16 protein-coding genes and 1 pseudogene are annotated in these 25,182 nt (G+C 62.3%); 16 read left to right on the top strand and 1 reads right to left on the bottom strand.

Features of this window, described 5'->3' with window-relative positions:
• The 12 genes and pseudogenes from ACFWAY_RS32040 to ACFWAY_RS32095 form a co-directional block, all read left to right on the top strand.
• A partial coding sequence (locus tag ACFWAY_RS32040; RefSeq protein WP_378513367.1) for an ATP-binding protein occupies window positions 1–1,977 on the top strand: 1,977 nt, incomplete at its 5' end.
• A gap of 314 nt (window positions 1,978–2,291) precedes the next feature.
• The gene (locus tag ACFWAY_RS32045) at window positions 2,292–2,594 is read left to right on the top strand and encodes a hypothetical protein (RefSeq protein ID WP_378513368.1); all 303 of its coding nucleotides are present in this window, start codon (window positions 2,292–2,294) and stop codon (window positions 2,592–2,594) included.
• 104 nt (window positions 2,595–2,698) lie between these two features.
• A complete protein-coding gene (locus tag ACFWAY_RS32050) occupies window positions 2,699–3,349 on the top strand; it encodes a VOC family protein (RefSeq protein ID WP_378513369.1) in 651 nt (216 codons plus the stop codon).
• 220 nt (window positions 3,350–3,569) lie between these two features.
• Window positions 3,570–4,757, top strand: coding sequence for an epoxide hydrolase family protein (locus ACFWAY_RS32055; RefSeq protein WP_378513370.1), 1,188 nt, complete (start codon window positions 3,570–3,572; stop codon window positions 4,755–4,757).
• Window positions 4,758–5,197: 440 nt separating this feature from the next.
• A complete protein-coding gene (locus tag ACFWAY_RS32060; RefSeq protein WP_378513371.1) occupies window positions 5,198–7,525 on the top strand; it encodes an ATP-binding protein in 2,328 nt (775 codons plus the stop codon).
• Between the two features lie 845 nt (window positions 7,526–8,370).
• Window positions 8,371–9,588, top strand: coding sequence for an ABC transporter substrate-binding protein (locus ACFWAY_RS32065; RefSeq protein WP_378513372.1), 1,218 nt, complete (start codon window positions 8,371–8,373; stop codon window positions 9,586–9,588).
• Between the two features lie 78 nt (window positions 9,589–9,666).
• Entirely contained in the window at window positions 9,667–10,539 is an 873-nt protein-coding gene (locus tag ACFWAY_RS32070; RefSeq protein ID WP_378513373.1) for a branched-chain amino acid ABC transporter permease, read from the top strand.
• A complete protein-coding gene (locus tag ACFWAY_RS32075) occupies window positions 10,536–11,576 on the top strand; it encodes a branched-chain amino acid ABC transporter permease (protein WP_378513374.1) in 1,041 nt (346 codons plus the stop codon). The genes ACFWAY_RS32070 and ACFWAY_RS32075 overlap by 4 nt, the downstream gene beginning before the upstream one ends.
• 4 nt (window positions 11,577–11,580) lie before the next feature.
• Window positions 11,581–12,315: an ABC transporter ATP-binding protein gene (locus ACFWAY_RS32080; protein WP_378513375.1), complete on the top strand. Its 735-nt coding sequence runs from the start codon at window positions 11,581–11,583 to the stop codon at window positions 12,313–12,315.
• On the top strand, window positions 12,312–13,022 hold the full coding sequence (locus tag ACFWAY_RS32085) for an ABC transporter ATP-binding protein (RefSeq protein WP_378513376.1): 711 nt from the start codon (window positions 12,312–12,314) through the stop codon (window positions 13,020–13,022). The genes ACFWAY_RS32080 and ACFWAY_RS32085 overlap by 4 nt, the downstream gene beginning before the upstream one ends.
• Window positions 13,023–14,611: 1,589 nt before the next feature.
• Window positions 14,612–15,337, top strand: a complete 726-nt coding sequence (locus ACFWAY_RS32090) for an IclR family transcriptional regulator (protein WP_378513377.1) — start codon at window positions 14,612–14,614, stop codon at window positions 15,335–15,337.
• A gap of 611 nt (window positions 15,338–15,948) precedes the next feature.
• Window positions 15,949–16,229 (top strand): annotated as a pseudogene (locus ACFWAY_RS32095) (IS630 family transposase); the annotation flags it as partial.
• On the opposite strand, the gene ACFWAY_RS32100 reads toward ACFWAY_RS32095, so the two are convergent.
• Complete coding sequence (locus ACFWAY_RS32100) at window positions 16,218–19,697, bottom strand: indolepyruvate ferredoxin oxidoreductase family protein (RefSeq protein ID WP_378513378.1); 3,480 nt, start codon at window positions 19,695–19,697, stop codon at window positions 16,218–16,220. The pseudogene ACFWAY_RS32095 and the gene ACFWAY_RS32100 sit on opposite strands and share 12 nt — an antisense overlap.
• Window positions 19,698–19,919: 222 nt before the next feature.
• On the opposite strand from ACFWAY_RS32100, the gene ACFWAY_RS32105 reads away from it, so the two are divergent.
• From ACFWAY_RS32105 to ACFWAY_RS32120, 4 genes are all read left to right on the top strand, one after another.
• On the top strand, window positions 19,920–21,056 hold the full coding sequence (locus tag ACFWAY_RS32105) for a PucR family transcriptional regulator (RefSeq protein WP_378513379.1): 1,137 nt from the start codon (window positions 19,920–19,922) through the stop codon (window positions 21,054–21,056).
• Between the two features lie 210 nt (window positions 21,057–21,266).
• Window positions 21,267–22,244 (top strand): 2-hydroxyacid dehydrogenase, encoded by a 978-nt coding sequence (locus ACFWAY_RS32110; RefSeq protein WP_378513380.1) that lies wholly within the window; start codon window positions 21,267–21,269, stop codon window positions 22,242–22,244.
• A 219-nt stretch (window positions 22,245–22,463) separates the two neighbouring features.
• Window positions 22,464–23,516 (top strand): mandelate racemase/muconate lactonizing enzyme family protein, encoded by a 1,053-nt coding sequence (locus ACFWAY_RS32115; protein WP_378513381.1) that lies wholly within the window; start codon window positions 22,464–22,466, stop codon window positions 23,514–23,516.
• Between the two features lie 592 nt (window positions 23,517–24,108).
• Window positions 24,109–24,987 carry an HpcH/HpaI aldolase/citrate lyase family protein gene (locus ACFWAY_RS32120; protein WP_378513382.1) on the top strand — a complete coding sequence of 293 codons (879 nt, stop codon included), beginning with the start codon at window positions 24,109–24,111 and terminating at the stop codon, window positions 24,985–24,987.
• Window positions 24,988–25,182: the final 195 nt, after the last annotated feature.

Raw genomic sequence — 25,182 nt, forward strand, 5'->3', positions numbered from 1 at the left:
GAGGCGTGCGGAACAATCACCGCCGACATTGTTCGGCGGACGGACCGCGTGCAGATCCTGGCAACCAGTCGGGAACCGCTCGGTGTGCTGGGGGAAGCCGTGTTCGAGGTTCCTCCCATGCCGGTCCCCGACGAAGCTCAACTCGCCGACGGACAGAACGCCAAGAGCTTTCATTCCGAGGCGGTCGATCTTTTCGAGCAACGCGCGGCATCTGTGGTCCCCGGATACACCCTCGACGACGAGAGCCGCCTGGAGGTTGCCCGCCTGTGCCGGCGGCTGGACGGCATCCCTCTGGCGATCGAACTCGCCGCGGTCCGGATCAGATCACTTCCCCTCGACCGCGTCCTGTCCCGCGAGGGCGCACTTTTCGAAATTCTGACGCGAGGAAACCGCGGCGGACCGGTGCGGCATCAAACGCTGCGTGGCGCCATCGATTGGAGCTTCAATCTGTGCTCGCCGGAGGAACAGGTCCTGTGGGCGCGGCTGTCCGTCTTCGCGGGCGGCTTCGATTTCGATGCGGTCGAGAGCGTCTGCACTGATCCGGACATTGTTCCGGACGCGTTTGACTTGATCTCCAGTCTCGTTGAAAAATCGGTTATTTCGACCGTTCAATCCGGATCGACGGTTCGATACAAACTATTGGAAAGCATCAAGGACTACGCGGCCGAGAAGCTGACCGAGCAAGGCGACGAGGATACGTGGCGCCGGAATCATCGAGACTATTTCCTGCGTTTGGCCGAACGCAGCGAGGGCCAGTCCCTGGGATCAGGGCAGCTGGAATGGAACCGTCGTCTCCGGCACGAGCGGGCGAATCTGCGGGCGGCGCTCGAGTACTGCCTGTCCACCCCTGGGGAGGCCCGAACCGGTCTCCGGATGGCGGGTGCGCTGTGGTTCTTCTGGAACGCCAGTGGCCTGCTACGCGACGGACGGTACTGGCTGACCCGAGCCTTGGAGGCCGACCGGCAGCCGAGCCGCGAGAGGGCGAAAGCGCTCTGGGTGATCGCTTGGAACGCCATGGTTCAGGGCGACAACCCGACCTCCAAGCAGTATTTGCTGGAATGCAGCGCCGTCGCGGAATCGATCGGTGATCGAACCGCCCAGGCGTTTGCAGTTCAGTTCCGGGGCGCGGCGGAGATGCTCGGAAACGGAAATCTCGACGTCGCGTTGGAGTTCCTCACTGCGGGCATGTCACATCACGCCGAGTCAGGGGAGGTCAATTCCCTGACACTGCTGGGCGGCGCTCAGCTCGCTTTGGTGCACTGCCTGTCCGGAAACCTGGAACAATCCCTTGCCTGGGCAGACGAAACCATCGCCTCAGGTAAGTCGCTGAGGGAGCACTTCTCGACGTCATGGGCGCTGTGGGCCCGCGGACTTGCACTGTGGACCCAGCGCAAGTACCCGCAAGCTTCGGACTCGTTGAAAGAAGCGATCGAACTGAAGCAGTCACTGAGTGACTGGTTGGGCGTGAGTACATGTACCGAGATTCTGGCGTGGATCGCGATCGAGGAAGGCAATCCCGTTCGATCCGCACGTCTGCTGGGTATCGGGCGCACACTGTGCGGCGAGATGGGGAGCTCTCCACTCTTCGGAAACGAAACGTTGGTCCGCACACGGACTCGTTACGAACAACGCACCCGCCAGCTGCTCGGGGACTCCGCGTTCGAGAAAGAATCCCGGGCCGGGGAACGCCTCGAACACCTCGCGTCGATCGAATTCGCGCTGCAAAAGCGCACGTCCAAGCCGGCGGCGCCGGCCACTCCTTCAGCGAACGTGAAACTCACCCCTCGCGAGAAGGAAGTGGGAAAGCTGGTGGCCGAGGGACTCACCAGCAAGGAGATCGCGGAAAGATTGGTCATCTCGCCCCGTACCGCAGAAGGACATGTAGACCGCATCCTCACGAAAACCGGACACCGAACCCGCGCGCAGCTTGCCGCCTGGATCGCCCGCGAGGAGAGCATCGATTCCCGAAAGCCGTAGTTCGGACAGTGCTCCCCACTGTGTAGTGACACCCTGCCCTGATTCCCATGGGGCGGTCCGGTCTCTGATCGGTTGACGCAGCCTGCCGCAGTGCCGGACCGACCAGACCGGGGAGACGTCTCACTTCGGAATGGGGTAGTCGCACCCAATACCGACCGTGCCGTCCGTACGCTCACGCCTACGAGTTCGCCGTCTGGTGTTGGCTGGGCCGACCGCTCCGTTGGGTCCACGGGCTACCTGCGTATGAAATGCGGGTAGTGAGGCCAGTAGATCATCTCCGTCACACGCGCCGCGCAGTTGCGAGTCTTATCGGCATGAACAGCACACACCTCCACCGAAACAACTCACACACCAGCATCTCCTCCTGGAAGCGATTCGCCGCCGCCGCAGTAGCGACCGCCGCACTCGGCATCATCCCCGCCGGCGCCGTAGCCACTGCCGCCACCACACCAGCCGTCACCCCGGTCGCCGCCCACGACATTCCCCGCGACCACGACGACACCATGCAGCAGCAGCGTCAGCACGACCGCCATCGCGACCAGAGGCGGGACCGTCGCGCCGAAACCACCATCGCCAACCGAATCCTCGCCGGCGGGTATAGCAGCACCGAGATGTAAGGCGGTTGCACCGTCGATCACTCTGCTGAGGCCGAACCAGCGTCAGCGCTCCCCCCAGTCCCCTCGTCACAGTCACCCTCCCAGAGAATCCCCAGAAGGCAGTCATGAGCACGACCGAAACCCGCACCACCAAGGCGACCACCACCGCGACGGTCACGACCGTCGACATGAAACTCGAGGTGCTCGTCCTTCCCGTCTCCGACGTCGACCGCGCCACCGACTTCTACGCCCACCTCGGCTGGCGACAAGACGCCACACCGCCCGACTCCGGCGTCGTCCAGTTCACCCCGCCCCGCTCCGCCACCTCGATCCACTTCGGCACCGACCTGACCACCGCCGCACCCGGCTCCGCCGCAGCCTTCCTGATCGTCTCCGATATCGGCGCCGCCCACCGACAGCTGGCCGCCGCCGGAACCGATGTCAGCGACATCGTCCATTACACGGCGAACGGCCCGGTCCCCGGACCCGACCCCGACCATTCCAGCTACAACTCGTTCGCCACCTTTCACGATCCCGACGGCAACACCTGGAAGCTGCAGGAAGTGACAACTCGCATTGCGGCACGCATCGATTCCGGCGCAACGTCATTCGGCACCACCGCCGACCATGCCACCGCCCTTCGACGCGCCGAGGCCGCCTACGGCGGGCATGAGCAGCGCACCGGCCGGCCAGACCCTAACTGGCCCGATTGGTACGCCCAGTACATTGCCGCGGAGCAGAGGGGAGCCGAGCTACCGAACTCAATCTTGTTCTAAGCCCGAGGGTTACAAACGTTCCCGATGCGTGGGGCGATTGCTGCACACGTTGAGTGTCGCCACGACCACTTGGGCGTCCCGCCAAACATCTTCTTCTTGCCCATCGTTACCGCCTTCCTCTGATCTGTTCACCACGTACGGAGAACAGACTCGATGAGTCGGAGGCACCAACCCATCCAAACCATTCTCGATCACCAAATAGCACAGCAAGGAAACTCACATGTCTGTTACAACCGAAGTCGCGATCCGTCCGTTCACGGTCGAAATCCCTGAGACCGAACTCGAAGCGCTGCGCCAGCGCATTGCGGCCACGCGCTGGCCCGAAATGGAAACCGTCGCAGATCAGTCGCAGGGCGTGCAACTCGCGACGAGTCAGGCACTCGCGCAGTACTGGGGGTCAGAATATAACTGGCGCAAGGTTGAGGCGAAGCTGAACGCTCTGCCGCAGTTCATCACCGAGATCGATGGGCTCGACATTCATTTCATTCACGTTCGCTCGAAGCATGCGGATGCGTTGCCTCTCATCGTCACGCACGGTTGGCCCGGGTCGATCGTCGAGCAGCTGAAGATCATCGAGCCGCTGACCGATCCCACCGCTCATGGTGGTGACGCGTCGGATGCTTTCCATCTGGTGATTCCGTCGATGCCCGGCTACGGGTTCTCGGGTAAGCCGACGACGACCGGGTGGGGTCCTGACCGCATCGCAGGTGCCTGGGTAGAGCTGATGAAGCGCCTCGGGTACACGCAGTACGTGGCTCAGGGCGGCGACTGGGGTGCGGTTGTTACAGAAATGATGGCGGTGCAGGCGCCGCCGGAGCTGCTCGGCATTCACACCAACATGGCGTGCGTGGTTCCACCCGAGGTCGACCAGGCACTCCTCACCGGCAACCCACTGCCGTCCGATCTTTCCGACGACGAAAAGGCCGCGTGCGAGCAGCTGGCCTTCTTTTACCAGCACATCGGCTATGCCGTGGAGATGGGGTCGCGCCCGCAGTCGCTGACAGCATTGGCGGATTCGCCCGTCGGTCTGGCAGCCTTCATGCTCGACCACGACGTGAAAAGTTTGGAGCTGATCTCCCGCGTCTTCGCCGGAGAGCCCGAAGGCCTGACGCGAGACGATATCCTCGACAACATCACCCTGTTCTGGTTGACGAACACGGGAGTGTCTGCGGCCCGCCTCTACTGGGAGAACAAGTCCGCGTTCTTCTCCGCCAGGGGCATCTCCATCCCGGTGGCCGTGAGCGTCTTTCCTGACGAGCTCTATCAGGCACCGCGCAGCTGGGCAGAACAGGCCTATCCCAACCTCGTCCACTACAACAAGCTCGACAAGGGTGGGCACTTCGCGGCCTGGGAACAGCCGCGGCACCTCGTAGAAGAGATTCGTGCGGGCATGCGGTCGCTTCGATAACGGACCGTAGCAGGACGTGTGCACCTGCCCACGTTCTGCCGAGGGCGACCGGGAGGCTCACTGCGGGCCACCCGGTTGCCCTGGGCCATGCGGCCTGCCGTACGTCACCCCCTGTGGACTTCGGCGGAGCAGATCCGAATTAGACGGACAGTACGCCGAGTACCTGGCCCCGGAACAGGCCGGGACGGAGCCGCTAAGAGAACTTCGATCGTGACCGCCAGAAAACGTGGAGACCCCACCAGCCCAAGCCAAAAGGGGAAACAGACATGCTCGAACTGGACGTCATCCACAGCCGAAGAGAAGACCGGGTGATCAGTAGAATGTCCATGACCGACCAATCCAATCGAGCCGGCCCCGCGGGCCGCCCAAATGAACTCACCCCGGTGCCCGCACCGCCCATCAGAGCAAAGACGCGTTCAGGCGGCGGCTCGGGCAATCCGATGCCAGTCCGGATCCGAGCCAAGGGCGGAAACCTGCCGGTCGAGCTGACCAGTTTCGTCGGCCGCCGCCACGAGGTGGGTGAGACGAAGAAGATGCTGTCCGCGGCTCGGCTGGTGACACTCACCGGAATCGGGGGCGTCGGGAAGACCCGGCTCGCACTGCGGATCGCCACCGACTCGCAGCAGGCGTTCACCGACGGGGTCTGGCTGATCGAGCTCAGTGAGCTCTCCGATCCGGAACGGGTGACTGGCGCAGTCTTGGACGTCCTTGGGCTGCGGAACCAATCGGCGGAAGCACCGTTAATCCTGCTGACCGAGTACCTCTCCGATAAACGGCTGTTGCTGGTGCTCGATAACTGTGAGCACCTGCTCGAGTCGGTGGCCGTGCTGGCGGACACCGTATTGCGGACCTGCCCCGAAATACGCATTCTGGCGACAAGCCGGGAGCCACTCAGGCTCAGCGGGGAAGCGGTGACACGAGTTCCGCCGATGCAGGCTCCAGACATGAGCCGTGCATCGTCGCTTCGCGGGTTGCCCAGCTATGAATCGGTGGCGTTGTTTCTGCAACGGGCCGCCGCCGCCGTTCCCACGTTCGAACTCACCGAGGACAACCAGGTAACGGTGGCGCACATCTGCGCTCGTCTGGAAGGTTTGCCGTTGCCGATCGAATTGGCCGCTGCCCGGCTGCGAGTCATGTCCGTGCACCAGATCCTCGACCGCTTGACCAATCGGTACCGGCTGCTCACCGGCGGTAGCCGTACTGCACCCGCCCGGCAGCAGACGTTGCGGTGGTCCATCGACTGGAGCTACGAGCTGTGCACCCCAGAGGAGCAGCGCTTGTGGTCGCGATTAGCCGTGTTCGCCGGCAGGTTCGAACTCGACGCCGCAGAATTCGTATGTGGGGAAGGCGCGCTCGGCGGCGATGTCCTCGACGTCGTGACGTCATTGGTCGACAAATCGATCCTGATCCGGGAAGAAATCGGCGGCACGGTCGGGTACCGGCTTCTGGACATCTTGAAAGAATACGCCCAGGAAAAACTCCAACCCACGGGCGAATACCCCAATTTGCGCAGTCGCTTTCAGGACTGGTACCAGCAGCTGATTCTGCGGGCTGCGACCGACACCATCAGCCCGCGCCAGTTGGAATGGCTCGATCGCCTCGATAGGGAGAAGCCGAATCTGCTTGCTGCCCTGCAATTCTGCCTATCCAAAACAGGAGAAGTCGTCGCCGGCCTACGCATGGCAAGCGGGTTGTTTCCATTCTGGCTGTCCCGCGGATACCTCCGGGAGGGCCGGCTCTGGCTCGACCGGCTCCTCGCCGCTGCGGACGACGAATCCAGCGCGGATCGGACCAAAGCCCTGTACCTGGCCAGTCTCGTCGCGGGAGTGCAGGGAGACCAGGCTGAAGCCTTGGTCCTGCTGGCCCGCGCCGACTCCGCCGAGGACCAATCCGATGACCGCTCGATACGCGCGCTCCGGGGGTACGTTCGAGGATTTCTCGCTCTCTACAACAGCGACCCCGACTCCGCCATCACGCACTTCGAGGAGTCGATCAGCGCCGCACAAGAGACTGAGGGCGCCGTCTTCTTTCACATCGGGAGCCTGTTGGGCGAAGGACTCTCCTACATGTCGCTTGGCGATGGGCCGAGGGCACACGTCTGCCACCAGAGGATGCTGGTTCTTTCCGGGACACTCGGCGAGATTGTGCACTCCGGGCGGTCCGCGATGGTCGGCGGCTGGGCGTTGTGGCGCGACGGCGATTTCACCCGGGCGCGAACGGTCATCGAGGAGGGAATCCGACAGTCGGCTCGTGCCGACGACGCGTTCGGAATCGGATGCAGCCTCGAAGCCCTGGCGTGGATCGAAGCTGGCCAGCACCCCGAGTGCGCCGCAGTCCTCCTCGGTGCCGCCGCGGGAATTTGGCGGGAGGTTGGTGGAACGATGGCCAGCTACCTCACCGAGTTGAGCTACCACGGAGACTGCGAGCAACGGGCTCGCCGCGCACTCGGTAACCGACAGTTCGAGGAGAAGTTCAAGCACGGCAGCGCATTGAGGGTCGACGACGCAGTCGGATACGTCTTCAATGAACAACCCGCGTCTGCGGGGAGAACTCCAGAAGTATGCACTCTGAGCCGACGTGAACGACAAGTTGCCGAGCTCGTTGCCGAGGGACTGACCAACAGGGATATCGCCGCAAAACTGTTCATCTCGCCGCGCACAGCGCAGGGCCACGTCGAACGTATCCTGTCCAAACTTGGCTACACCTCCCGAGCACAGATCGCCGCCTGGCTCATCGAACAGAGACACCGGCAAAATCCTGATCGATGAGGCGGCCAGCACCCGAGACGCCAACTCGCCTGAGACTGGGCGACGCAATGCACGCTGGGGACGACCAGTCACCGCTACTCGACGGTGGTTGTCCTACCCGACGACGTGGGCAGGCAAGGGTGGGGCAGCAAAGAAATCCCTGCTGTTGATGGAAGTGTTGTCATGGCATGGAGTGGCAAGAAACTGGGCCGTGCTAATGGATCGTCTTCGTCGACGAGGCCGGGACTGCCTCGCGCGGTAGGGCGAGACCATTCATCAGCTAGCGCGCCGGGCCGTTCCGTTCACAGAAGAGGAGTGGTTTCGAATCACCTGGTTCCCAGCATATTCCATGTCAGAAGTTCATGCCCGTCGTTCATACATCCCTTTCCTAGTCTCCGAACATGTTGCGCAGACGTCGATTTTGATACCAATCCGGTTCTATTGATTCGCTCTCGGGACCGACATCCCGGCAGGCTGTCGACGGCTATGTCACGGCGTGCTTGCCGGGAAGTCACCCCCCCCCTCGGACCCTGAGTGCACGGGACTGCCTACAACCCACACCACTGTGCTCGAGATCGTCGTTCGCCGCCCACCGCGTTCGCCCCGGGATGCCAGGCGGGCTCGACAGGTATGCCACTGGGCCGATCAGCCATTGCGCTTGCGTGCTGCGGACAGGGATCCGTACGCATCCCTGTCCGGCCCCCATGCATCTACCTTCCGCTCTATTACCACGTTGACCGCCCTGGTACCAGCGTTGACGGCCCGATGTGGCGAGCGATATATTGTCCACCCATGCGACTATTTGCACACACGCGGCGTTTGCAGCGCATGTTTTTTGCTAGCTGCCGCCGACGAGAGGAACCCCGATGAAACGAACTGGCCCTGTGGTACCAACGGTGGTCGCAGCAGCACTGTGCTCGGCGCTGTTGGGCGGGTGTGGGGATGCCGACCCCGCCGGTGCTTCCGGAGAGGGCGGCGTCAAGCTGTGCGCCAGTGTTGAACAGACCGGCGGTGCCGCGAGCCTCGGCGGTTGGTTTGAGCAGGGCTTGGAGATCGCAACTCAGGAGATCAACTCTGGCGATGGGTTGATCGTCGACGGTAAGAAGGTCCCGTTCGAGTTGGTCGTCGCCGATAATGAGTCGAATCCCGAAACAGGCCTCGCGGTGCAGAAGCGGTTCGAGCAGTCAGGGTGCAAGTTCATCTTTGCGCCCGCTCTGGCCACGCTCACCGGCCCCATTCTGCAGAGCACGCGCGATACAGACGACGCCCTCATGTTGACGATCGCAAGTTCTGCGGTTCCGCACTTGGGCACAGACAAGGGTGCGAACCTCTTCATGCCAAAGTTGGACTTCCCCTATGCACTTCCGACGGTCGTCGAGGCTGCCGCAGATAGGTACGCCCCTAAGACGGCCGCGGTGGTCATGGCGCAGGACGCATCTGGCGAGGCACAGCAGACAGCCATCGTGAAGGCTCTCGAGGACCGCGGAATCAAGGTCGTGTACGACGACTTCTTCGATCCCACGACAAGGGATTTCGCTCCATACATCGACAAGATCAAGCGCACTGATCCGGATATGGTCTTCGCGGGTTACGTCGACTCCATGGTTTCGCCGATCCTCAAGGCAGCCGTCGAAGCAGGCTTCACGCAGCCGGTGTTCGTCGGAACGTCGGGGGTGTCCAGCAAGGCCTTCGCCGACAACCCAGGCATTCCGAACGGCGTGGTGGCACTGAGCGGTCGAGCCGTCGATGTGACCGACGATCCCGACGTGCAGGCATACCGTGACGCGTTCGCCGAGAAGTACGGATCGCCGCCAACCGAATCTGGGTCCTCGTGGGGCGTCCTGTACTACGAGTCGATTCGCATGCTCGCCAAGGCCATGGAGATTGCCGGAACCACGGACGACCTCACGGCGATCTCGAAGGCAATGACCACCGACGAGGCGGGCGACTACGAGGGCCGCACCATCGACATGACATTCGATGCAAAGCACCACGCCTTCCACAGCAGCCAGGTTGGCTTCGTCAACGCAGGTCAGATCTCCGAGTATGTGCTGATCGAACCCAAGACGCGTAGCAGCGAGTAGAGGATCCCGTGTGTCAAGGCCGCGCGCCCTGCGGCGGCCTTGACACACCTCCCCACGATAGGAAGGACCTGAGACCCTATGTCTCTGGATCAAGTGCTGACCGTCATCGTGAACGGTCTCACCACGGGATCGATCTACGCCCTCATCGGTCTCGGATTAACGCTCATATTCGGCCTTCTCGACATCGTCAACTTTGCCCATGGGCAGCTGTTGCTCTTGGCCACGTACTCCACGTTCGCGCTGTACAACGCTACTGGCTCGTATTGGCTGGCAGTGGCATGTGTGGCAGTGGCAGCGACCGCTATCGGTGCCGGTCTCGACGTCGTCCTCTTTGCGCGAGCGCGGGCTGCGCCGATTACCGGCCTACTCATCTCGGTCGGCCTCATCGCAATCGTCGAGAACGTACTTCACGAGGTGTGGGGACCCACTCCCCGGGACATTCCGCCTCCGGTATCAGGGGTGATCGAGTTCGGCTTCGTGCGACTGCCGGCCACACGGCTGTTCGTCATCGTGGCGACCATCGTAATCTTGGTCGCGATCGCACTTTTCCTCAAGCGTACGAAGGCAGGGGTCGCCCTGAGAGCTGCCGGGGAGAGTCCTGAGGCCGCGTCACTCATGGGTGTGTCCGTGGAACGGATCAGGCACCTCGCGTTCGCGGTGGGCACCTTGCTCGCTGCCCTGGCTGGGGCCCTGATCGCAATGATCTTGCCGGTCGAACCCGTCTTGGGCGACTCACTGCTGGTCGTCGGATTCATCGCACTGATTGTCGGTGGGGCAGGCAGTCCACTAGGCGCTGTTGTGGGAGGTCTACTCATCGGACTGATCGAGTCGATCGGCATCTCTTTGTGGTCGGGAACGGCCGCGCAGGTGCTCACCTTCGGCCTGTTGATCGTCGTGTTCTATTTCAGACCCACGGGAATTGTTTCGACCGCTCAAGGGAGCAGACTGTGAAAAGGCTCGCGGTGCACTTCTCCTCACCGATCGTTGCGTGGCTGACCTTTGCCCTGGCGGTTGCTGCCTTCTGCACCTTCGGTGATTCACTGGCCGTGTATGTGGCCGCGTTAATCCTGGCTTGGGCACTGTGGGGTACCAGCCTGAACATCATCTGGGGCTACGCCGGGGCACTATCCCTGGCGCAGATGGGATTCGCTGCAATAGGAGCATTCAGCGTTGCGGTCCTTTGCAAGGATGAACAGATCAACTTCTGGCTGGCCGTACTCGTTGGGATGGTGTTGGCTCTTGCCCTCAGCGTGGTCGTGGGATACGTGACACTCAATCTTCGAGGATTTGCGTTCGCGGTAATGACCTTGATCACCTCGCTCCTGATCGTCGTACTTCTGACGAGTTGGGAACCGGCTGGGCGCACGACAGGAGTGGTCGTCGCGGCCTCGCCCGGGGAAATCACCATCGGTTCCTGGAGCCTCGATCTCGGCTCCGACAAGGGGCTGGTCATACTGCTGGCTGTCGCGAACGCAGTAACGCTTGTCTTGTGCGGCTGGCTCGAGCGCACGAGAGCCGGCCGATTTGTCGTAGCTCTGCGTGAGGACGAGCCTCTGGCGGCGTCTCTCGGTGTTCATCCGCTGAAATACCGGGTGCTGGCATTCATGTTGAGCGCCGCGGTCGCTTCGCTTGCGGGCTCGCTGTACGCCCTCACGCTCAAGTTCATCACACCATCCCTCTTCAGCTTCCACGCATCGGTCACCCTCATCGCCTGCGTTGTCCTGGGAGGTCTGGGCTTTCGGTTCGGTCCCCTCGTCGGCGCGGCGGTCTACATCGGGCTGACCCAGTGGCTTCATGTGGGCGGCGACTACAGCGACGCACTCTCGGGTGCACTGCTTATCGTCATCGTTCTGTTCGCGCAGATGGGGATTCTCGGATTGCTCAAGCAGGGCATCGACAGGCTGACGGGAAAGCAGTCCGCGCATCAGCCTGACGAGAAGCCAACCGACGACGTCAAAACGCAGACAGGAGTTATGGCGCATGACTGAGGCAGTGCTCACCGCAGAGTCGCTCGTACGTCAATACGGCGGTGTCCGTGCGGTAAACGGCGTCTCGTTCAATCTCCGAAAGGGCGAGATCCTCGGCCTGATCGGCCCCAACGGGGCCGGCAAGACGACCACCTTCAACTTACTCTCGGGCTTTGCAGTTCCCCAGCTGGGGACAGTGACATTCGAGGGAAACGACATTACAAAGTGGTCCGCCTCACGGAGAGCTCGGCGTGGTCTCGTGCGGACGTTTCAGCAGGCACGATGCTTTGCGGCGCTCTCGGTCCGAGACAACATCCGTATCGCGGTCGACGCGTTGTCGACGCATTCGAGACGTGAACAACCAGGTGGAGAAGACGAGGCCAGTCGCATCGACGAGCATCTTGACCAATTCGGCCTCCTCGCTTTCCGCGACGTCCGTGCGGGCGACCTCTCCTATGGACAACTCAAACGGCTTGGCGTTGTCACCGCAGCCTGTACGCGACCGACAGTCCTGCTCCTCGACGAGCCTGCAGCTGGTCTGAACGGCGCGGAGGTCCGCCAGCTGCGCAGCGACCTGGAGCACTTACGTGGGGCGCTGGGGATCTCGGTTTGCCTGGTCGAGCACAACATGGGCTTGGTCATGTCTGTCTCGGACCGATTGGTCGTCCTCGACGCCGGCGAACTCCTGGCCGAGGGAACGCCGGCGGAGATTTCGCAGAACGACGCCGTCATCCGTGCATACCTGGGGGGAAACAAATGAGTGTGCTGCTGAAGGTCGTTGCCCTGTGTGTACGACGTGGCAACGCATCAGTCTTGCGGAACATGTCCTTTGAAGTCGAAGCGGGAGAGGTCGTCACGATCCTCGGCTCGAACGGCGTAGGGAAATCGACGACACTACGCACCTTGTCCGGCCTACATCGGCCCCAAAGCGGAACAATCGAGTTCAACGGCGAGTCCATCACGGGCGCCTCGTCCGCGAGTATTGTCAGGTCGGGACTCGTGCACGTCCCGGAAGGCCGAATGGTCTTCCCCGGGCTCAGTGTGTTGGAGAACCTGCGCATGGGTGGCTACTTGCGGAATTCCCAGAGCGTCACGACAAATCTCGATTCCATCCTTGACCAGTTCCCCATGTTGCGTCACCATCTCCGGAAGCCCGCGGGCTCACTCAGCGGCGGCCAGCAGCAGATGCTCGCGATCGCCCGCGGACTGATGGCTGAACCCCGACTCCTACTGCTCGACGAACCTTCACTCGGACTCGCCCCGAACATCGTTGAAGATGTCGCGGGAATCATTCGCAGGCTCAAACAGGACGGCGTCACCGTGCTGATCGTCGAGCAGAATGCGGGACTGGCGCTTGGTGTCGCCGACCGAGGCTACGTCGCGGTCCACGGAGAGATAGTAAGTGCGGGGACGGCGGCTGAGCTCGCCTCGGATCCGAGTGTACGCCAGGCATACTTGGGGCTCTGATGTCACATGTTCGTGGGAAAGCGGCATCCGAGAATCCTGGAGGTCCAGTTCGTCGTTGAGAGCTTGGGCCACATTTTGTCACGATTGAGGTCGACGGCGACCGTGTAGCCGATGAGCTGCAAGCCGGGGTGGCGGCAGACAAGCGAACCGGAACCGTCCCTCCAACCGGCGGGCTTCGGTCGCCTCGACTGGTTGTCTTGCTGGGCGCAGCCTGAGATTCTCGATAGGGCTTCGCCGGCATCTCGTGCAGTTTGAGCATTGTCGGGTGTTCGCGCAGGCGTTGGCAAGGCTTGCCGCCCCGGCAGTGGTCGGCGCCCGGGATTGCATCGGTTGCCGGTGTAATACTCATGCGAGGGTGTTCCTTCCTCTGGCGACCCGCTCGTAGGCGCGCTGAGGTCGAGCACTGATGATCCGGCGGCAGTCGAGGACGGTTCGGCCTGACCTGGTGATGATGTGGCGATAGCAGAGGTGCTGCGGCGCAACGCGTCCGCCGCTGCGGGCCCATCAGGCCCGGGTCGAATTCGTTCCTCTCGTGGGTGCGGGAAATTAGTAGGCCTGGCGGCCGATAGCCGCCTACTCGAGCGCACAAAGATGGCCCTGATCGCAGACCATCACACCGTGGCGGTGGCCGTCGTCTGCGAGCGGGTGGGCGACGGTGATCTGGAAACGGTGACGTTTCGATCACCTTCGACCCGAGCACCACCCGGGTGACGTTTGAACTGTGCGGATGCCAACTCCGGCGGCTTCGTCAACTGTTCTTTCGTGGCTACGGTTTCCACCGACGCCTTCCGGTCCGCGCGTGGGACGGAGGCGCCCATGTCACCCCGCACCCAGCAGAACTCATGCAGTCGTTGCTCGCTTGTTCGACGGTGAGATCGGCGGACAAGGTGCGCCACCAGCATCAGTGGAATGGCTTCTCCACCCCCTTTGCGGTCTATCCGGATCGCGTGGGCAAAGCGCCATCGAAACGCCCGTCGTGTTTGACGACGCTGGCGGTCACCGGCCAGTGTCGCGGTGGCAGACGGTAGCCGTCCGATCGAGCCGCCAGGTTCAGGTAACCCCCGGTCCTGCAGCCGACGCGGACGGGGCCGTGCACCAGATGCGCGTGGTTCATGGCCAGTGCCAGGCCCCCGCCCCCGCGCGCGAATTGGCATGATCGGACGACGACTACCCGTTCCCGGCCCTGGGGTGGCGACGGGTCGGCGTGGACCGGGCGGCTCCGCAGCTGCGCTGCCGCACCCCATCCCCACGAGGCAGGCGAAATCCCGTCGTTGACACCAGGTGCCCAGATGGGGGATTCCCGTGCCCCAGACACAAGAGTCTTCCGAAGACTACACGCCGCCACCGCGCCGCGAGCAAGACGTGTCAACGCCACCGCACTGGGCCTCAAAGCTCTCCGAACAAGCCTCTGCGCAGCGGGTTTCTCGACAAACGAGCCCTGCGGTAGACGGTTTTGACTCGTGTGCGACACGCCTACATACAGCGACTTTGTGTTCCTAAATACGCACGCTTGACCCAGCGGCTGTACAGTTGCCGTGCACTTCGAACTGACACCCTTTAGCGGGCGAATCCAAGCATGGAGGCAGTGAATGATCCGGCACCACCGCACAGTGGATCGCATAGCCGCGATTCTGGAGACCGTCTCGAGAAGCAAAAACGGAATGCAACTGGCCGACTTAGCGCGGGCGCTCGATAGCCCCAAGAGCTCGATCAACGGCCTCCTCCACGGTTTGGTGGCCGTTGGGTATCTCACTGAGGTACCCAACGGTTACATAATTGGCCCCGGTCTGGAGGGAATCGTTCGGTCTCCGGATCTCTCCGTGCTGACCAAACTGGCCCGAAGCCACCTTGAATCGCTGTCAGCTCAGACCGGTGAAACTGTCGTCCTCGGGACCGCAGTCGGCACCAGCGTCACGTACGTCGACCAAGTCCCTTCCGACGAGCCCATCCGGTACGTGCCGACGCTCTTCGAACGCCGGCCGATGGTTAACACGAGCATGGGCAAGGTATTCCTTGCAGAGTCCGCGTCGCGTAACGGGCGCACGGTTGAGGTCGAAGCATCCGCGGGCGATCCCGACACGTTGCGAGCCGAACTGGAGGAAGTAAGAAGGACTGGGATCGGACAAAATCGAGGTGAGTCGGTTGTCGGGGTGTACGGGGTTGCCCATGGCATCCGAGACAGGAACGGCAAGCTGGTCGCGGCAATCAGTGTTACCGGGCCTGAGGCTCGGGTGCTGCCTCGCCTCGAGGAATTTGCCGCATTGGTTCGTCAGACGGCCCAGGAGATCGGCAGCCGCTACGGCGCTCGCCGCTAGTGTCTTGCCCACTAGTTTGTTGGTAATGCCGGGCATGGCTTCGAGGGGTACGCAGGTAGTGGCGCTCGTGCTAACCAATGACGGGCGTGCCGAGTTGGATTCGTGGGCGCGTCGCCGAACGAGCGCGGCAAGCCTGGCGAAGCGATCGGGGATCGTGGGCCGCCGCCGAGGTGGACCCAACGCGAAAATCGGCGTGCGGCTGGGACTGGCCGGATGGTACGCGGTATCGGACCCCGTTTTCTAGGACTGCGCTGATTTGGTCGGCTCGACGAGCCGCGTCCGGGTCGCCCGCAGACGGTGGATGATTCTCGATCGAGGAGATGATCCCGGCAACCTTGAAAGTGGCCCCCGGTCTGATACCACGCGCTGGTCGACACGGTCGATGGGCGAGCACCTCGAGAAGATGAGCATTGCCTGGCGACTTCAGTGGTCGCACTGAGCAATTCGCCGCCACCGAGTTTCTGAAGTGCCTGCGCAAAGATCGATTCCTCGGTATCCGCCGAGGAGTTCCACGGCTACGGCGTGAGGGTGGGCATGTCCCCTTCCTCCCGGTCGGGGTTGGTGACTGTGTCGCCAACCCGAAGATGGACAACGGCCTCCACAAGTAGGTGCCGGCGGTCGAGCGGTGGCTAGTGGCGCCCCCGCTTCACGGTCCACTTCACACCAACGAGTGCGTCCTGGCTGAACCTCGTCGAGCAGTGTTGCCGAACGGACGGCGAAGAAGTTGCAGCGCTCCACGTGTCGATCTGCTCGCGGCCTGAAGAAGGACATCCGCGAATAGATCGACACGTGAAACGACAACCCCCGACCATTCGTCTGGGTCAAGGCCGCCGGCAAGATCCTCGACGCGATCGGGAATTACTGCGACCGAATTGACGGCTCAGGAAACTAAGTCTTCAGTGTTCACGATCACCGGAGGCAGCTTCTCGACGAGTGCGGCGAGGCGATCGCGATAGATTTCCGCGTTGGCGAGCTTGATGTCCTCGTACCCCCTCACCAGATCTGGCAGGGCAGCCATCTCGTTCACCAGCGCCATGCCACTCGTGTCGGTGACCGCATCCATCGCGGCCTCCATCGCTCTGACGTACTCATCGATGAGCCGCCGTTCGATGACTCTGACCTTGGCATAGCCAAACGGGTCGAGGGCGGTGCCCCGGATTCCCCGCATCATGTAGAGCAGCGTCAGCACGATACGGAAGGACGGGCCGAGACTCAGCTTTCGTTTGAGCCCGAGAGCCCTCAGTAGCGGTGGGTGCAACCGGAAGCGGTATGTGACGTCGTCGCCGTAGGCCTGTTTCAGCTCGCGGATGAGAGCCGGATCGAGACTGAGGCGAGCGACCTCGTACTCGTCCTTGTACGCCATCAGCTTGTGCAGGTGACGCGCGAATGACTCTGTAACATCCTCGGACGCTGCGTGAGTCATTTCCCAGTCACGTACCTCCTCGACGTGCCCCGCGTATTTGCGAGCGTATGCCGGTCGCTGGTATTTGATCAGTTCATCCACACGTCTCAGGACGAGCTGTGCGAGCTCCGAATTGGGTTCACACTTGACGAGTGCTGCAATGTCCTGTGCGGCCGCAGAGGTTTCCGGAGTGGGCTGCGACTGCGGTTTCAGGTCAGCAGCCGGTTGCTGACCGCCGGCCACATGTTGGCGTCCGGCCCGGAAGGCCAGGAGGTTCGCCGAGACTGCGACTCCGTTCCGTTCGATAGCCTCTTCGATGCGCTCGACGGCGATGGGCAACGCGCCGGACTGCGCTGCGACGCCCAGCATGAAAATGTTTGAGCCGTCGTCGCTCCCGAGCAAGGCCTGAGAGAGCTCCCGAGCATCGACAAACCAGGATCCTTCAGATCTCGTTGTGTTCTCGATCGCGGCGGTCAGCGTATCCAGCTCTGGAAAGTTGACGTTCGGATCCGTCACCATGGATCCGGTCGGCACTTTGGACGTGGAGACGATCGCACGCGTGCGACCGCGGCTGGCAACGGAGAGGTTCGTCGCGTTCGCGGCCACGAGCAGATCGCATCCCAAGTACACATCGCATTCGTCCGGGCCGATCTTGTTTGCCTCGAGGAACGGCGTGGCCGAAATCCGGATGTCCGAGATGACAGCCCCGCCCTTCTGCGCCATGCCGAACTGGTCGAGGCCGCGGACATGCATACCCGACAGGTCAGCTGCGGTTGCAACGATCTTGGCCGTGGTCAAGATGCCCGTGCCTCCGATCCCGAGCATGCGGATGTTGAACACGCCTTCAATGGTTGCGGTCTCGGGCACTCCGAGATCCGTAACCGGACCTCCGGTGGATCGGAGCGGCGCAGGGACCTTCCCGGGAGTCACGGTAAGGAACGACGGGCAGTCCCCGTCCAGGCACGAGAGATCCTTGTTGCAGGACGCTTGGTGGATCTGGGTCTTTCTCCCGAACTCCGTCTCCACCGGCTGGACCGAAAGACAGTTGGACTTCGCACCACAGTCTCCACACCCCTCGCAGACGCGCTCGTTGATGTGAACCCGTTCCGTGGGTTCGGTCACCAGGCCGCGCTTGCGTTTACGCCGGAGTTCGGTGGCGCACTCCTGGTCGTGGATCAGGACGGTGACTCCCTCTATCCGAGCGAGTTCTTCTTGCGTCTCGATCAGCCGGTCGCGATGGCGTACTTGGACCTCACGCGGTAGGCGCGCGCGCCGGTACTTCTTGACGTCGTCGGTCGTGACCACGATCTTCGCGACACCCTCGGCACGAAGCGATGAGACCACGTCCACCACGGACATCTTCCCGATCGGCTGTTGTCCCCCGGTCATGGCCACCGCGTTGTTGTACAAGATTTTGTACGTGATGTGTGAGCCCGCTGCCACCGAGGCACGAATGGCAAGACTGCCGGAGTGATGAAAGGTGCCGTCTCCCAGGTTCTGAATCAGGTGCTGCCGGCGGACGAAGGGCGCCATCCCGATCCACGGCGCCCCCTCGCCGCCCATCTGACTCAGACCGGTGATGTCTCCGACTCGACTTTCCGGCATCAGCATCGCCAAAGCCGAGCAACCGATTCCGCCGCCCACGAGCGAACCTTCGGGGACCACGGTGGATCGATTGTGAGGACACCCCGAACAGAAATAGGGGGTCCGATCCATCACGGGAGTCAGTGACAACCTGATGGGTAGGGCATCGTTCGCTTCACCCGCCGCCGGAGAGGGTCCGGCACTCTTCCCTCGCGGCGCAATCCGGGATGCAACTGCCTGCGCGATGGTACCGGGCGGAAGATCGGAAAACGGGCGCAGGAAGGGTGTGCCGTCCGGCTTCTTCTTGCCGAACACCGCGGGTGCGTCGACGGTGCCGTAGAGCATGGCTTTGAGCTCGGTCTCGATGAAGGGGCGCTTCTCCTCGATGACGAGGACCTCGTCGAGACCTTCGGTGAACTCTGAGATCACGGTCGGCTCCAGAGGGAAGACCATCCCCAACTTCAGCAACCGGATGCCGTGGTCCGACAGCGTCTGGGGGGTGATCCCGAGTTCTCTGAGCGCTTGCTGGACATCGAGGTATGTGCTTCCGGCCGTGATGATCCCGATTCTGGCATCAGAACCGCCTTCGACCACGTTGAGGGCATTCGCTTTTGCGTAGCGCCGAGCAAGCTCGAGCCTTGTCGTCACCATGCTCTCCTCCATCGCTGTGATGGCCGGCTGCATGAAGGTCGCGGAAGGTCGGTGCTCGTATGGGACGCCGGCAACGATGTTGCTGGGAATGATCGGCACTACAGGTGTGACGGATCGATCCGTCGTGGCTCCGTCCACGACGTTGGTAGCGAGCTTCATGCCCGTCCACAGCCCGCAGAATCTCGACATCGCGATGCCGTGCAGGCCGAACTTGAGGATCTCTGCGGCATCACACGGTGCGAGCACCGGCATGCACATTTCGGCGAGTGCCATTTCGGAGCTGCTCGGGGTCGACGACGATTTTGCTGTCGAGTCGTCGCCGATGAGCGCCAGCACTCCACCGGACGGGGATGAACCACCCAGGTTGGCGTGGCGAAAGGCGTCCGTTGCCCGGTCCAGCCCAGGAGCCTTTCCGTACCAGATGCCCACCACACCGTCGTAGAGCGCATCGTCCATCAGCGATACCAACTGTGAGCCCTGGACGGCGTTCACCGCGAGTTCCTCGTTCACGCCCGGACGAAACACCACCGCAGTTTCGGCGAGGAACTCCTTCTGCCTGCTCAGCTCGAGGTCGAGGCCCGCCAGCGGTGATCCCTCGTACCCGGAGATGAGCATCGCTGTGTTCCGGCCTTGCTCGTTATCGAGGCGTCGCTGCTCGACGAGCAGTCGTATCAAAGCCCCGATTCCGGAAAGGGGCGGACGCCGTTCGAGGACAAGGTCCACCGGCGCTGGTCTGGAGGTGGTGCTGGACGACATAAAGTGTTCTCGCTCCCGGGTCGCTTGGCCACGTATTCGCGGGGGACCTGCTTTCGGCAAACCTCAGCCGTGCGTAGCATCGTGGTGAAGTCACCATAATCCCGAGCACTCCCCCAGGTCTCCGGCATGTTCCCGGAGTTTTAAGGGCAATCGAGTCACTGATTTGGTGAAAATCCCCAAGGAGGCCCTATGGACGACTGGACTCCGGTAGTCAGGCTCTGCGACCGCGTGCATGCACGATTCCAGGCGCTGTGCCGACGCTCCCTCGATCGGATTCGACTGGAACTCCCCGGCTACGCAGTAGTGCCTCCCGGTGATCACCTGGCGGTGGTCAACGAGCAATTGCGGCGGCGAGTGGTTGCCATCTCCCAGCATCGCCGGCTCGACGCGGAAGACCTGTCGCTGGTCGAGGAGCTGGCCAAACTTCGAGCGCGCCAGGGCGTGACTCTCGACATCCTGGTGGCCGGGTTCCACATCGGGGAGCGGGAATTGTGGCGTTCTCTGTGCGACCAGGCCCAGGACGCTGCTCCGTTGCTGCCGGAGGTGGCTGGGCTCATGCTCGAGTCCCTGCACGATCTCACGAGTGTGATCGCCGAGGCCCATACGGACGAGCTCCGCGGATTGCAGAGTCACCGCATCACCCTGTCGCAGCGGCTACTTGAACTGCTCGACACCACCGGTGGCGCAGACGAGGCTCGGCGAATCGCCGAGACGATCGGCTTCGACCCAGGGGAGGAGTACGTCGCCGTCGTCTGGCGCTCGAACGAGCAGCGGCAGTTTCTCTCGGGTGCGGCTCAACGAGAGATGGAGCAACATGCGAGGGTTCTTGCTCTCGCCTACCAGGACGTTGATGTCCACTTCGTGGGTCAGGTTGTCGATCTGCCGAGATTGACTTCCGCCATCAGACGGCATCTTCCCGATGGCCGGATCGGAGTCGGTCTTTCGCGGGCCTCGCTCTCCGGGGCGGCGTCGAGTCTCGCAGAGGCGCGATTGGCACTTTCGGTCGCAACTCCAGACGACGTGGCGGCTTTCTCGGACGTCTGGTTCGAAGCGTGCGTGCTTTCCAGGATCGACCTGATTGAGCCTATCGTCAGGGATGCGCTCGCGATTGCCCGAGGGAACCCGCAGCTTGTACAAACGGTGTGGATCTACTCCGAGATGGGGATGTCGATTGCGGCAACGGCACGCAGCATGCATCTGCATGCCAACACGGTGACCTATCGACTCGAGCGGTGGGCTGAGCTGACCGGCTGGAATCCACGCACGTTCGGCGGGTTAGCCCGCTCGGTTTCCGTCTACAGGCTCTTGTCAGAGTCGTTGGGCTGAGCCGGATCCGGCAACTTCGGAACGATCCCACGAACACTGCTCCACTGCGCGCCGCGGAAGCATTTCCGGTGCCGCCAGACACCGTTGACGGAGGTCAAAGCGTTCTGTAATGTGACCACGTGTGCGGTTATATGCACAGCGGCAGTTCTGCGGCGGTCCCCCAGCAGTGCGCCGGACGTCGCGCCCTTCCTCACACACAAAGGCTGTGCAGTGAAAATTTGTATTGTCGGCGACTACCTGAGTAGATATCGAGAGCGCATCCAAACGCTCTTCCCCACGGATGAAGTCATCTGGGCGCACACCGGCGAGGACGACATCGTGCGGGATGCACTCGAAGATCTCGACGTATTCGTCGGCCCGGTATTCACACCCGAGATGGCTCACCGCGCACGCCGTCTGCGTCTGGTTCAAGTGCCCGGGGCCGGTACCGATGGCATCGCCATCGATGCGCTGCCGCCCTCCGCACTGTGCGCAAACGTGTATCGACACGAATCCTCCGTCGCCGAATATGTGCTGGGTGCGGCGATCGCGCTCCGGCGAAGATTCCAGGATCAGGATCGTAATTTACGCCAGGACATTTGGGACACGGCGACCTACGACCCCTCTGTTGCCTACGGCAGGACACTGCTCTCCGCAGAGGTCGGTTTCGTCGGGTACGGACATATCGGGGCCGCAACGTGGACTCTTCTCGAGGCTATCGGCGTCCGCGGTGGCCGTGCAGTCTCGCGATCGGGAAAATCGGCCGAAGGCCGAGTGAGCTCATTGACATGGCTCGGAACCCAGTCAGACATTGATCGGCTCTTCGATGAGTCCGACCTCGTGGTCGTCTCGGCGCCCCTCAGTGCAGAGACGAATGGATTGATCGGTGCCGAACAGCTCGACCTCCTCGGAGAAGACGGCATCATCATCAATGTGGGCCGAGCCGGACTCATTCAGGAAGAACCACTATTCAACGCATTGCAGAGTGGCACCATTGCGGGCGCCGCGGTCGATGTTTGGTATTCATATCCTGAGGATGGATCTGGGCGGCCGAGCTCATATCCCTTCAAAGATCTGACAAATATTCTGATGACGCCACATTCGGCGGCGTTGACTGACGAGACGTACAGTGCGCGGCTCGAGGACATTGCCATCAACATCGAGCGGTCCCGTATGGGCTTTCGCCCCATCAACCTTGTGATGTCTTGATGCACCCTCACCCGCGTCATGGCCGTCGAGTTCGCATCCCTTGTTTCGCAGCGGATGGTCGTGTCCACGCGCTCCAGGCGAACGACCGGAAGTCCGGCGGGGCAGTAACTTATGAAAGGACTGCACGTGTCTAAGGTAGCGGCGATTTCCACTCAATTGGTCCCCATACCACTCGAATCTCCCCTGACTCCCCTGGGCGGAAATCTGAAATTTCGGACCGTGTACAACGTCGTCGTCCACGTGGACACGACAGACGGCATCCGGGGATCTTCGTACGTCTGGCTGCCAGGAACCGACAACGCCCCCATCGAACTCCCCCACGAAGCTGCCATCGTGGCCGAGGCAGTGCACGGCTTCGCGGACGCCCTAGTCGGCGCGTCCGTCTTCGACTATGAGCGTCTGTGGGCGATCAAAACTGCCCGCACGGTACTGCCGGGCAACGGGATCGTGTCCTTTGCGCACTCCGCTCTGGATATGGCCCTGTGGGACGCTGCGTGCAAGTCACTGGGACTGCCACTATTTCGCCTACTCGGAGCGCACAAGGAGGAGGTCGACGTCTACTCCAACGACCTCCTGGACTATTGGAACTCTCCGACAGAGGATCTGGTCGGTAAGGCAAAGGAATTGGTCACGGAGGGGTTCACCTCGTTGAAGTTGCCGGGCGGACTGCATCCGATGGAGTCTGCCGACTGGGACATTCGACGACTGGAAGCGGTCCGCACCGAGGTCGGATCGAGCGTCGATCTCATGCTCGACGTGGGCAATCGCTGGAATTTTGATCAATTCGCGCGCTTTGCGTCACGGATCGATGAGGTGGGCCTGCGCTGGATCGAAGACCCCGTTCCGTTGAACGAGCCGGAACTACTCCTTCGAGTGCGGAGATTGCTGCGCACGCCCATCGCGACGGGCGAAAATAGCTTCGACATCAACGAGCTCCGCTCGCTCGCACACTCGGGTGCCGTCGACGTCTTGATCTTCGAACCGATGCGAATCGGCGGTGTCACGGGCAGTCAGAAACTGGCGGCGATCTGCGAGGGAATAGGGGTCCCAATTGCGCCTCACACGTACCCAGAACTCGCATCGCACTTGGTAGCGGGAAAGCCAGCAGGCTTGGTATGTGAGTGGCTGGCATGGTGGCAGCCGATGCTTGCCAATCCGATGGCGATCACGAAAGGCAGGACCATCCCCTCCAGCACGCCGGGCATCGGTCTGACCTTCGACGAGTCCTTTCTTTCACAATTCCCTACCCGCATCAGTTCCGCTCCCCAGTAATTCTCCCCGCAGCACCCAGGAGGAACGGATATCCCGTGTGCACGCCTGGCGTGCAGCTGTATTCGTGTCACTGTGAGTTTCGCAGCTTATGCACCGGCTGTAGTTTTGCGAGCGCGCCAGGCCGCGAGTCCGGCCGCGGAGCGCACTATTGACGATCACTGCCCAGACCGGGCGCGTCTCCGACGCCGCCCGTGAGTCGGCGGTTACCCAACTCCCATTTCCTCGACCGCTGCAACGCCTTCCACCGAAAAACCGGGCGGCCCGGCCGCCGTCACCGTTCAGCCGACGTCAACGACAGGTAGTCCTGTTGCCACCCGCGTGAGCCGCCCGAGCTGGGGCTACCGGGTCGATCTCTCGCGCATCAGACGGGAGCCTGCTCGACATCAGGATGGGTCGCCGCCCGGGCGCTGATTCGACTGAAATGCTTTGTTGGAACGCGCTAGAAACTAGCTGTGAGCATGTCCTTCCATCCAGAACGCGTGCTACAATACGATCACTCGTGCGGTAATATGCACGATCATCCGGTCTCCTGCTCCGCACCATCCGAGGTGCGATGTCGCTGCGGCGAGGCCCATAGAAAGGAATAAACACGATGGACAGTTCCATTGGGTCGCTAATGGTTGTCGCGGCAAGCGACCGTGCTGCTCTGCTGGAAGGTTTCGCAGGTCATGCCGGCTCGGTCTTTTGCGACCTCGAGGACACCGTTTCGGAGCAGGCAAAGGCGGGTGCCAGGGATTTGGTGGTCGAGATGCTCGCTGCCGGAGAATTCACGGGCGCTTACATGATCCGCCTGAACGCCCGAGCAACCGAGCACTGGAAGCATGATCTGGAGAAGATCATTCCGGCGAAGCCCGCCTATGTTGTGATTCCTAAGATCGTGTGTGCACAAGACCTCGTCGATGCCGAGGCGGACATTGCCCAGGCGGAGTCCGCTGCCGGAATTCCGGTAGGTACAACGAAGCTGGTCATCCTGATCGAGACAGCCGCGGCCGTTCTCCGGGTCGATTCGATCTGCGCCGCCTCGGAACGCCTGCACGCGCTGCTGTTCGGGGCCGAAGACTACATCGGTGAGCTTGGGGTCAATGCCACCGTCGGCGGCGCGGAGGTCGCCTACGCCCGTGGCGCCATTGCCTGCGCGGCCAAGGCGTACGGACTCGTCTCCATCGACCGGGCCTGGCTCTCCGTCGACGACGACGAAGGTTTCCTCGCGGATGGCATGACCGGGCGAATCATGGGGTTCGACGGCCGATTTGTGGTAAACGAGAATCAGGCAGAGGTCGCCAACAACTTCTATGCGCCGACAGAGTTCGAGGTCGAGAAGTCGCGGGCGCTGTTGGCGACGCTCGAGGATTCACTCTCTCGCGGGGCTGCGGTCGGCGTATCCGGCGGAACCTTCGTGGACCTCGCGTCCATCCGTCGCGCCAAGACTATTCTCGCGCGGTGGGAAGCCCTCAATGCGGATGCCGATTAATCCTGACTGAGGCTTCTTCCTCCGAGTGAATTGCTCACCGGGTCCACTGCCCTGCCCTATGCCACCTGGGCGGATGGATCTGCCAGTGGCTCCGGCATTCCCGGGGTCACTTGGGGAGGGAGGGCGATGCGTCCGGCGGCGATCAGGGGTGACCGCTGCCGGACGGATTGACCCGCTCGCGGGGTTGAGTTTCTT

The organism is Rhodococcus sp. NPDC059968 (genome assembly GCF_042738615.1).
Classification (GTDB): Bacteria; Actinomycetota; Actinomycetes; order Mycobacteriales; family Mycobacteriaceae; genus Rhodococcus_F.

Bases quoted from the DNA above. Each gene is read 5' to 3' on its own strand.
- ACFWAY_RS32045 (WP_378513368.1), top strand. From the start codon at position 2,292: ATGAACAGCACACACCTCCACCGAAACAACTCACACACCAGCATCTCC.
- ACFWAY_RS32050 (WP_378513369.1), top strand. From the start codon at position 2,699: ATGAGCACGACCGAAACCCGCACCACCAAGGCGACCACCACCGCGACG.
- ACFWAY_RS32055 (WP_378513370.1), top strand. From the start codon at position 3,570: ATGTCTGTTACAACCGAAGTCGCGATCCGTCCGTTCACGGTCGAAATC.
- ACFWAY_RS32060 (WP_378513371.1), top strand. From the start codon at position 5,198: ATGCCAGTCCGGATCCGAGCCAAGGGCGGAAACCTGCCGGTCGAGCTG.
- ACFWAY_RS32065 (WP_378513372.1), top strand. From the start codon at position 8,371: ATGAAACGAACTGGCCCTGTGGTACCAACGGTGGTCGCAGCAGCACTG.
- ACFWAY_RS32070 (WP_378513373.1), top strand. From the start codon at position 9,667: ATGTCTCTGGATCAAGTGCTGACCGTCATCGTGAACGGTCTCACCACG.
- ACFWAY_RS32085 (WP_378513376.1), top strand. From the start codon at position 12,312: ATGAGTGTGCTGCTGAAGGTCGTTGCCCTGTGTGTACGACGTGGCAAC.
- ACFWAY_RS32090 (WP_378513377.1), top strand. From the start codon at position 14,612: ATGATCCGGCACCACCGCACAGTGGATCGCATAGCCGCGATTCTGGAG.
- ACFWAY_RS32105 (WP_378513379.1), top strand. From the start codon at position 19,920: ATGGACGACTGGACTCCGGTAGTCAGGCTCTGCGACCGCGTGCATGCA.
- ACFWAY_RS32120 (WP_378513382.1), top strand. From the start codon at position 24,109: ATGGACAGTTCCATTGGGTCGCTAATGGTTGTCGCGGCAAGCGACCGT.